The sequence below is a fragment of the Curtobacterium sp. USHLN213 genome (assembly GCF_037144815.1).
Classification (GTDB): domain Bacteria; phylum Actinomycetota; class Actinomycetes; order Actinomycetales; family Microbacteriaceae; genus Curtobacterium.
Genome location: NZ_JBBCYQ010000025.1, coordinates 1 through 9,226, shown reverse-complemented (window position 1 = coordinate 9,226; position 9,226 = coordinate 1). Strand labels below are relative to the sequence as shown.

The window sequence follows — 9,226 nt, the reverse complement described above, 5'->3', positions numbered from 1 at the left end:
CGCAGCGATCCCGGCGACCTTCGACACGACGGTGTCGTCGATGACGGTCTTGCCCGTGACGCCGCCGGTGTGGGTGCCCGTGTTCCGAGCGACCGCCGAAGCCGTCGCAGCCGAAGCAGTCGTGGTGGTCGTGGTGTCAGCCATGTTCGTTCCTTCCGTTGACCCGCCGGGCGTTCCCAGCGGTTGCTGTTCACGGATGAGACGGGGCCCACCAGACGTTCGTCACACGGGGGTGATCGGATTCAGGAACTTTTCAGAGACACCGCCGGATGCCTGTGTTTCCGTACCCCGGCTGGTGGGACGTTCAGTGGACCGCGCTGATTCCGTCCGACCGGTTGCGCCCTGCAGCACCACGGATCGACCGTACGGCCGCCATCGGGGACTCGCCCCGTTCCTCCCGGAAGAGCTGCTGGAGCCGGCGCGGACGCACGCCCGCCGCGTCGGCGATCGCCTGCAGCGTCACCGGTTCGTCGGGGTGCGACTCGATGAACTCGACGGCTCGGCGGAGCCGCCAGGAGGCGCGGCCCGGCTTGGCGGCGCGCGACGAGCGGAGCGTCGTGGCCGGGTCCTCGCCGTACCGGTCGCGGTACGCGCCGGCGAGGCGGCCGTGGTTCGTGAAGCCCCAGCGTCGGGCGATCTCGGTGACGCTCTCGTCGCCGTCCGAGTGCAGGAGCTCGCGTCGGACGCGGTCGAGCCGGTGGTCGCGGAGGAACCGGTGCGGGGTCGAGTCGAGCGTCCGCGCGAAGACGTCCTGCAGCCCCCGCTGGCTGAGCCCGCACGCGGCGGCGATCTCGGGGACCGAGGGGCGTTCGGCGGCGTGCTCCTCGATGAACCGCACCGCGTCCCGCAGACGGTTCGCCACCGGGACGTCCGATCCGCGGTTCCGGATCGGGAAGGTGTCGAGGACGACGACGGCGAGCCGACGGTTGAGGGCCGTCCGCATCGGTCCGAGCACGCGGTCGTCGACGAGCATCGGGCCGATCTCGCGGACGAGGTGGCGGAGGGGCTCCTGGCGCGCGACGGCCTCGTCCTGCTGCTCGAACAGGAGCGGCCCGTCGGGGAGGGCGAAGCCGAGGTCCCGCCCGACCGTTCGGAGGAACCGGTCGGCGATGTGCACGCCGTTGTAGACCGTGCCCGTGGACTCGAAGCGGTAGGCCTCGGACGCCGAGGCGATGTACGGGCTCCCGGGCTCCACCACGCGGGAGCGGTCCGCGAAGTGCATCTCGAGCTGGCCCCTGGTGAGCCAGAACACGACGTGGTCGTCCCGCGGGCCGATGACGCCACCGCGCTTCCCGCCCTCGGCGCGCATCGTGCGGAGCGTCAGGTCGTCGTCGCCCACGACCGTGTACTCGTAGCGGGCGTCCTCGGTCGCGAACGTGTCGGAGGCGAAGTCCGAGCCGTGGTACTCGGCCTCGAAGATGTCGGAGTAGTCCGAGCCGTCGGCGTCCGCGAACCGCATCCTGCGGAAGCCGTTCGTCGCCGCCTCGGTCATGGGCGCATCCTGCCATGGTTGCGCGTTCGGCGTCAGGGAATACCCTAGGGGGGTACCGTATTGACCATGACGGAGGCGAGCATGCACGAACACGTCGGCTACATCGGCGACAAGGACGACCTGCTCAAGCGACTCCGCCGAGCCGAGGGCCAGGTCCGCGGCATCGCCCGCATGGTCGAGGACGAGACGTACTGCATCGACGTCCTCACCCAGATCTCCGCAGCGAACCGGGCGCTCGAGCGTGTCGCCCTGTCGCTGCTCGAGGACCACCTCAAGCACTGCGTCGCCGAGGCCGTCGCCGAGGGCGGCGAGGCTGCCGACGCCAAGGTCCGCGAAGCCAGCGAGGCCATCGCCCGACTCGTCCGCTCCTGAAGGGAACCACCATGAACACCGAACTGCTGCTCGTCGAGGGCATGACCTGCGACCACTGCGTGATGAGCGTCACCGAGGAGCTCACCGAGCTCGACGGCGTGTTCGACGTCCGGGTGCGACTCGTCCCCGGCGGTGCGTCCGAGGTCACGGTGACGTCCGACGCCCCGGTGCCGTCCGAGGCGCTCCGCGCCGCGGTCACCGAGGCCGGCTACGAGGTCGTGCGGTCGTGACGGACGGCGCGGTCGAACTCGACATCACGGGGATGACGTGCGCCTCGTGCGCGACCCGCATCGAACGGAAGCTCGGCAAGCTCCCCGGCGTCACGGCGACCGTGAACTACGCGACCGAGAAGGCCACGGTCTCCGGCAGCTCGGACACCGGCGCGCTCATCGCGGCCGTGGAGTCGGCGGGGTACGGGGCGTCCGTGCCCGCTCCGCCCGCACCGGACGACTCCGGCACTCCGCGCGAGGACGATGCGTCCGCGGCGCTCCGGCAGCGCCTGGTCGTCTCGGCCGTCCTCGCCGTCCCCGTGGTCGTCCTGTCGATGGTGCCCGTGCTGCAGTTCCCGAACTGGCAGTGGCTGGCCCTCGCACTCGCGGCCCCCGTGGCCGTCTGGGGTGCCCTGCCCTTCCACCGCGCTGCGTGGGTGAACGCCCGGCACGGTGCCGCGACGATGGACACCCTCGTGAGCGTCGGCGTCCTCGCCGCGTTCGGGTGGTCGCTGTACGCACTGTTCCTCGGTGACGCCGGGATGCCCGGCATGCACATGACCTTCTCGTGGTTCGCCACCGACCCCGAGGCGAGCGACCTGTACCTCGAGGTCGCGTCCGCCGTGACCGTGTTCATCCTCGCCGGGCGGTACATGGAGGCCCGCGCGAAGCAGCAGTCCGGGGCCGCGCTCCGCGCCCTGCTCGAACTCGGGGCGAAGGACGCGACGGTGCTCCGCGACGGATCCGAGTCCCGCGTGCCCGCCGCCTCGCTCGTCGTCGGCGACGTGGTCGTCGTGCGGCCGGGGGAGCGGATCCCGAGCGACGGCACCGTGCGCGAGGGCTCGTCGGCCGTCGACCTCAGCATGCTCACCGGCGAGTCCGTGCCGGTCGAGGTCCGCCCGGGCGACGACGTCACCGGCGCCACGATCAACGTCGGCGGGCGGCTCGTCGTCACGATCACCCGGGTCGGAGCCGACACCGAACTCGCCCGCATGGGCCGTCTCATCGAGGACGCGCAGACCGGGAAGGCCGAGGTCCAGCGCCTCGCCGACCGGGTGTCCGGCGTCTTCGTCCCGATCGTCATCGGGCTCGCGGTGCTGGCCTTCGTCGGGTGGCTCGTCCTCGGCGGCTCCCTGACGGCGGCCTTCACCGCGTCGGTGGCCACGCTCATCATCGCCTGCCCCTGCGCGCTCGGACTCGCGACCCCGACCGCGTTGCTCGTCGGGACCGGCCGGGGATCGCAGCTCGGGATCCTCATCGGCGGTCCGCAGGTCCTCGAACAGACCCGGGGCGTCGACACGATCGTCCTCGACAAGACCGGCACGGTCACCACCGGGTCGATGGCCCTCCGCTCGGTCACCGGCACGCCGGACACCGACGACGCGGCGGTCCTCCGTCTCGCCGCCGCGGTCGAGGACGGCTCCGAGCACCCGGTCGCGCGCGCGATCGTCACGGCCGCACGGGCCCGCGGGCTCGACGTCGCCGGTGCGACGCAGTTCACCGCGACGCCCGGCGCCGGCGTCCAGGCGGTCGTCGACGGCGAGGTCGTGCTCGTCGGGACCGTCGCCTGGCTCGAGGCGTCGTGGGCGATCACGGTGCCCGACGCCGTGGCGCAGACGGTCCGGGACGCCGAGGCGGACGGCGGCACGGCGGTCGTCGTCGCGACGGACGGCCGCGCGCTCGGCGTGGTCGTCGTCGCGGACACGGTCAAGCCCGAGGCGGCGGACGCCGTCCGGCGCTTCGTGGAGCTCGGCCTGCACCCGGTGCTGCTCACCGGCGACAACGAGGGCGCTGCCCGTGCCGTCGCCGCCGCGGTCGGGATCGACGAGGTGCACGCCCGCGCCACCCCGGCCTCGAAGCTCGAGACCGTCCGTCGCCTGCAGGCCGAGGGGCGCAGCGTGGCGATGGTCGGCGACGGCGTGAACGACGCCGCAGCCCTCGCCGCTGCCGACCTCGGCATCGCGATGGGGGCCGGCACGGACGCGGCGATCGCAGCGAGCGACATCACGGTGGTCAGCGGCCGCCTGACGGTCGTCGCCGAGGCGATCCGGCTGTCCCGGGCCACCCTGCGCACGATCAAGGGGAACCTGTTCTGGGCGTTCGCGTACAACGTGGCGGCGATCCCGCTCGCGATGGCGGGGCTGCTCAACCCGGTGCTCGCCGGTGCCGCGATGGCGTTCTCGTCGGTCTTCGTCGTGACGAACAGCCTGCGCCTGCGCCGCTTCACCCCGCTGCCCGGGTGACGCGCGCAGCGAACGCACCCCGTGCCTCCCGTCCGGCGGTGCGCGCCACCCGTCGGACGGCGCTACGCTCGAAGACGGTCCGCGACGCAGCGCTGCGGTGACCCGCGGGCTTGTACGTCTTGAAGGTGATCCCAGGAGGACCCAAGTGACCGAATCCGCTCCCGTCGACCCCACATCGACCGACGGCTGGAAGAAGCTCGCCGGCATCGCCGACGGCTTCACCCCGGACCTGCGAGGGTGGTTCGACACCGACCCCGGTCGTGCCGAGCGCTACACGTTCCAGGCCGCCGACCTGACCGTGGACCTGTCGAAGGGCCTCGTCACCGACGAGATCCTCCAGGACCTGCTGCAGGTCGCGAAGGACACCGGCGTCGCCGAGCGCTTCCAGGCGATGCTCGCCGGTGAGCACATCAACGCCACCGAGGACCGCGCCGTCCTGCACACTGCCCTCCGCCGCCCGAAGGGTGCCTCGCCGGCGCTCGTCGTCGACGGCCAGGACGTCGACGCCGACGTGCACGCCACGCTCGACAAGGTCTACGCCTTCGCCACGAAGGTCCGCGACGGGTCCTGGACCGGTGTCACCGGCAAGCGCATCGAGACCGTCGTGAACATCGGCATCGGCGGTTCGGACCTCGGCCCGGTCATGGTCTACGAAGCCCTGAAGCCGTACGTGCAGCCCGGGCTCGAGGCGCGCTTCGTCTCGAACATCGACCCCGCGGACATCTACGAGAAGACCGCGGACCTCGACCCCGAGACCACGCTCTTCATCGTCGCCTCGAAGACCTTCGGCACGCTCGAGACCCTCACGAACGCCCGCCTCGCACGGCAGTGGCTCTGGGAGCGGCTCGGCCTCACCGACGCCTCCGACGACGAGAAGTCGAACGCCGTCGCGAAGCACTTCGTGGCCGTCTCGACCGCGCTCGACAAGGTGGCCGCGTTCGGCATCGACCCGGAGAACGCCTTCGGCTTCTGGGACTGGGTGGGCGGCCGCTACTCGGTCGACTCCGCCATCGGCACGAGCGTCGTCATCGCGATCGGCCCGGAGAACTGGGAGCAGTTCCTCGCGGGCTTCCACGCCATCGACGAGCACGTCCGCACGACGCCGCTCGAGCAGAACGTCCCCGTCCTGATGGGCCTGCTCAACGTCTGGTACTCGAACTTCCTCGGCGCGCAGAGCCACGCGGTCCTGCCGTACACGCAGTACCTGCACCGCTTCGCCGCGTACCTGCAGCAGCTCACCATGGAGTCGAACGGCAAGCGCGTCCGCTGGGACGGCTCGCCCGTCACCACCGAGACCGGCGAGGTCTTCTGGGGCGAGCCGGGCACGAACGGCCAGCACGCGTTCTACCAGCTCATCCACCAGGGCACGCGACTCATCCCGACGGACTTCATCACGGTCGCGAAGCCCGCTCGTCCGCTCAAGGACGAGACCGGCGACGGCAAGGCCGTGCAGCCCGGGCAGGACGTGCACGCGCTGTTCCTCGCGAACTTCTTCGCGCAGACGAAGGCGCTCGCGTTCGGCAAGACCGCGGACGAGGTCCGCGCCGAGGGCACCACGGACGAGGCCATCGTCTCCGCGCGCACGTTCACGGGCAACAAGCCGTCGACGTCGATCCTCGCGCCGGAGCTCACCCCGAGCGTCCTCGGCCAGCTCATCGCGCTGTACGAGCACATCGTGTTCACCGAGGGCACCATCTGGGGCATCGACTCGTTCGACCAGTGGGGCGTCGAGCTCGGCAAGCAGCTGGCGCTGCAGATCGCCCCGGCGGTCGACGGCGACCAGGCTGCGCTGGACGCGCAGGACTCCTCGACGAAGGCGCTCATCGCCAAGTACCTGGAGCTGCGCGGCGAGTAACGCACGCACCTGACTGACAGGAGGCGGGGGGGCGGCGGGGCCCCCCCCCCCCCCCCCGCGGCGGGGGGCCCTGCGGCCGGCGGCCGTCGCGGCCGCGCTACTTCTTGCCGCCGCCGAGCAGGCCGCCCAGGCTGCCGAGGATGCCGCCGACGTCGAGGCCGCCGCCACCCTTGCCGCCGCCCGCCCCGCCGGCCGCACCGGATCCGCCGCCGAGGAAGCCCCCGAGCAGCCCGCCGATGTCGAACCCGCCACCGCCCGACTGCGTCGCCGCCTTCTGGTTCCCGAGCTTGCTCAACACGATCGGCGCGACGAGCGGGAGCACCTTGCCGATGATCCCGCCGAGGTCCACGCCGCCGCCGGTGCTGCCGAGCGCCACCGCCACGTCCTGCTGCTTGCCGCCGAAGACGTTGGCGACGATCTTGTTGCCGTCCTCCTCGTCGACGTCGTCGATCGTGGTGGGGTCCGGCTTCGCGGCGTGCTTGTCGAGGGCCTTGTCGAGCGAGGCCGCGCCACCGTTCTCCACGTTCTTCTGCAGCCCACCGACGAGCGCCGGGACCGCCTGGCTGACGGCGTTCCTCGCGGTCGCCTCGTCGATGCCGAGCTTCTTCGCGATGTCGCCGATCGGGATCGCCCCGAGGAGGTCGTCGAGTCCTGCCATGGTCGTCCACTTCCGTTCGTGGTCGTCGGCTGACCGTGCGGGAGCGCACGAGGTGCCGCTGCTGGCTGGAGGCTATCCGGAACCCGTGCGCGCGGTTCGTGTGCGGCGCTGTCGGCCGCACGGGTTACCGTCGGAGCATGGAGCGTTCGGAGATCCTCGCCGCGGCGGCTGCCGCGCACGCCGCCCGCATCGCCGAAGCCGGCGGTGACGACGCCGCCGCACGCGAACGGGCCGAACTCGTCCGGAAGCGGGCGGACGGGCTCGTCGACCGGATCGAGCGGAGCGAAGCCGCGGACGACGCCGCGCGTGACGCCGACCGTCGGCGGGCGGGAGAGGCCGACCGTGCCGCCTCCCGGACCGAGGGCTCGCTCTCGGACTGGCACCGGATGGGCACGCGGCGCGGGGTCACGCCCGACGAACAGGTCCGCACGGCGTGGACGGTCACGGGTGTGCCGGAACCGGGTGACGCGCGGGCCCTGGCGAACATCCTGCTGTCGACCGCGGGGCACGCCGGACGCGTCGCCGACGCCGCACGGAAGAACCCACGACTCTCGGGTGCCGCGAGCGCCGCGGCGCGGCGGACGGTCCGGCGCTACACGGACCACGGTGCGGACATGGCGTCGTTGGGGGACGTGCTCGACGAGCCGACCGGCGACGACGAATGATCGCTGACCAGGACTTTCGTGGAGCGATCCAATCGTCATGTTGTCTTCATGACCGATTGACAGGACATGGATTCGGGTTACGATCCTTCCAAGCGATGCAGCCTGATCACTGACGAAGGAGTCACCCGCATGGTCGACATCAAACCGACAGCCCCGAGCGTCCCGCTCCCGCCCGTCGGACAGGGTCCGCACGTCCGCCGCCTCGGCGTCCTCGCGCTCGTCGCCACCTTCGGCGGGCTGCTCTTCGGCTACGACACCGGCGTGATCAACGGCGCACTCCTGCCGATGAAGCAGGAGCTCGGCCTGACGAACCTCACCGAGGGCGTCGTCACGAGCTCGCTGCTCTTCGGTGCCGCGATCGGCGCGATGCTCGGCGGTCGGATCGCGGACGGCTGGGGCCGCCGCAAGACGATCATCCTGCTCGCGGTCACGTTCTTCGTCGGCACCCTGATCTGCGTCTTCGCGCCGGTGTTCGGCGTGATGGTGGTCGGTCGTGTCCTGCTCGGCCTGGCGGTCGGCGGTGCGTCCACGGTCGTCCCGGTGTTCCTGGCCGAACTCGCCCCCTACGAGATCCGCGGGTCGCTCTCCGGCCGCAACGAGCTCATGATCGTCATCGGGCAGCTCGCCGCCTTCGTCGTGAACGCGATCATCGGCAACCTCTGGGGTGAGGGGAACGGCGTCTGGCGCGTCATGCTCGCCGTCTGCGCGCTCCCCGCGATCGCGCTGTTCATCGGCATGCTGCGCGTCCCCGAGTCGCCGCGATGGCTCGCGTCGAAGGGCCGCAACGACGAGGCGCTCGAGGTCCTCGGGCAGATCCGCTCGAAGGAACGTGCCGAGGCCGAGCTCGAGGACATCAAGCGCTCGAACGAGTTCGAGTCGAAGGTCCAGCAGCAGAGCGGCTGGCGCACGCTGCTCGGCAACAAGTGGCTGATCCGCATCGTGCTCATCGGTGCCGGCATCGGTGTCGCCCAGCAGCTCACCGGCATCAACTCGATCATGTACTACGGCCAGACCGTGCTCATCGAGTCGGGCTTCCAGCAGTCGGCGGCACTCATCGCGAACATCGCCCCCGGGATCATCGCCGTCATCGGTGGCGTGATCGCGATCTACAACATGGAGAAGATCAACCGGCGCACGACGCTCATCCTGGGCTACTCGCTGACGACGGTCTGCCACTTCCTCATCGGCATCGCGTCGATGACGCTCGTCGAGGGCAACCCGGCCCGCCCGTGGGTCATCCTGTTCCTCGTCGTCGCGTTCGTGGGTTCGATGCAGACGTTCCTCAACATCGCCACGTGGGTGATCCTGTCCGAGATCTTCCCGACGCAGATCCGTGCGCTCGGCATGGGCATCGCGGTGTTCTGCCTCTGGATCGCGAACGCGTTCCTCGGGCTGTACTTCCCGACCATCGTCGCCGCGACCGGCATCACCGGGACCTTCTTCGGCTTCGCGATCGTCGGCGTGCTCGCCCTGCTCTTCATCTGGAAGTTCGTCCCGGAGAGCCGCGGTCGCACCCTCGAAGAGGTCGAGGAGGGCGTCACCACCGGCAACATCTTCACGGTCCCCGCGAAGCAGGCACGGCGGTAGACAGACCACCACAACGGACTGGAGGCGCGGGGGCCCCGGGCCCCCCGCCGCCCCTCCCGGTGGCGGTGGCGGCGAAGGGGGGCGGGGCCCCCTGCCCGCGCGGGCCGCGGGGGGCCGGGGGCGGACCCCCGCGCGGGCCGCCACC

8 protein-coding genes are annotated in these 9,226 nt (G+C 71.3%); 6 read left to right on the top strand and 2 right to left on the bottom strand.

The window, feature by feature from the left end; genetic code table 11:
- Positions 1 to 304: 304 nt before the first annotated feature.
- Positions 305 to 1,492, bottom strand: a complete 1,188-nt coding sequence (locus WFH25_RS19185; RefSeq protein ID WP_336699054.1) for a helix-turn-helix domain-containing protein — start codon at positions 1,490 to 1,492, stop codon at positions 305 to 307.
- A 66-nt stretch (positions 1,493 to 1,558) separates the two neighbouring features.
- Here WFH25_RS19185 and WFH25_RS19180 point away from each other — a divergent pair, with 66 nt between their 5' ends.
- From WFH25_RS19180 to pgi, 4 genes are all read left to right on the top strand, one after another.
- Entirely contained in the window at positions 1,559 to 1,864 is a 306-nt protein-coding gene (locus WFH25_RS19180; RefSeq protein ID WP_139199276.1) for a metal-sensitive transcriptional regulator, read from the top strand.
- Between the two features lie 11 nt (positions 1,865 to 1,875).
- Positions 1,876 to 2,094 carry a heavy-metal-associated domain-containing protein gene (locus WFH25_RS19175; RefSeq protein ID WP_336699052.1) on the top strand — a complete coding sequence of 73 codons (219 nt, stop codon included), beginning with the start codon at positions 1,876 to 1,878 and terminating at the stop codon, positions 2,092 to 2,094.
- Positions 2,091 to 4,316: a heavy metal translocating P-type ATPase gene (locus WFH25_RS19170; RefSeq protein WP_336699051.1), complete on the top strand. Its 2,226-nt coding sequence runs from the start codon at positions 2,091 to 2,093 to the stop codon at positions 4,314 to 4,316. The genes WFH25_RS19175 and WFH25_RS19170 overlap by 4 nt, the downstream gene beginning before the upstream one ends.
- Before the next feature lie 145 nt (positions 4,317 to 4,461).
- Positions 4,462 to 6,171 carry a glucose-6-phosphate isomerase gene (pgi, locus tag WFH25_RS19165; RefSeq protein WP_229086758.1) on the top strand — a complete coding sequence of 570 codons (1,710 nt, stop codon included), beginning with the start codon at positions 4,462 to 4,464 and terminating at the stop codon, positions 6,169 to 6,171.
- Between the two features lie 97 nt (positions 6,172 to 6,268).
- On the opposite strand, the gene WFH25_RS19160 is transcribed toward pgi, so the two are convergent.
- Positions 6,269 to 6,829, bottom strand: coding sequence for a DUF937 domain-containing protein (locus WFH25_RS19160; RefSeq protein ID WP_336699050.1), 561 nt, complete (start codon positions 6,827 to 6,829; stop codon positions 6,269 to 6,271).
- 137 nt (positions 6,830 to 6,966) lie between these two features.
- Between WFH25_RS19160 and WFH25_RS19155 the strand changes: the two genes are divergently transcribed.
- On the top strand, positions 6,967 to 7,494 hold the full coding sequence (locus tag WFH25_RS19155) for a hypothetical protein (RefSeq protein WP_071302873.1): 528 nt from the start codon (positions 6,967 to 6,969) through the stop codon (positions 7,492 to 7,494).
- Between the two features lie 129 nt (positions 7,495 to 7,623).
- On the top strand, positions 7,624 to 9,081 hold the full coding sequence (locus WFH25_RS19150) for a sugar porter family MFS transporter (protein ID WP_336699049.1): 1,458 nt from the start codon (positions 7,624 to 7,626) through the stop codon (positions 9,079 to 9,081).
- Positions 9,082 to 9,226 lie beyond the last annotated feature (145 nt).

Coding starts and splice junctions, on each gene's coding strand:
- WFH25_RS19185 (WP_336699054.1), bottom strand. CDS start 1,492: ATGACCGAGGCGGCGACGAACGGCTTCCGCAGGATGCGGTTCGCGGAC.
- WFH25_RS19180 (WP_139199276.1), top strand. CDS start 1,559: ATGACGGAGGCGAGCATGCACGAACACGTCGGCTACATCGGCGACAAG.
- WFH25_RS19175 (WP_336699052.1), top strand. CDS start 1,876: ATGAACACCGAACTGCTGCTCGTCGAGGGCATGACCTGCGACCACTGC.
- WFH25_RS19160 (WP_336699050.1), bottom strand. CDS start 6,829: ATGGCAGGACTCGACGACCTCCTCGGGGCGATCCCGATCGGCGACATC.
- WFH25_RS19155 (WP_071302873.1), top strand. CDS start 6,967: ATGGAGCGTTCGGAGATCCTCGCCGCGGCGGCTGCCGCGCACGCCGCC.
- WFH25_RS19150 (WP_336699049.1), top strand. CDS start 7,624: ATGGTCGACATCAAACCGACAGCCCCGAGCGTCCCGCTCCCGCCCGTC.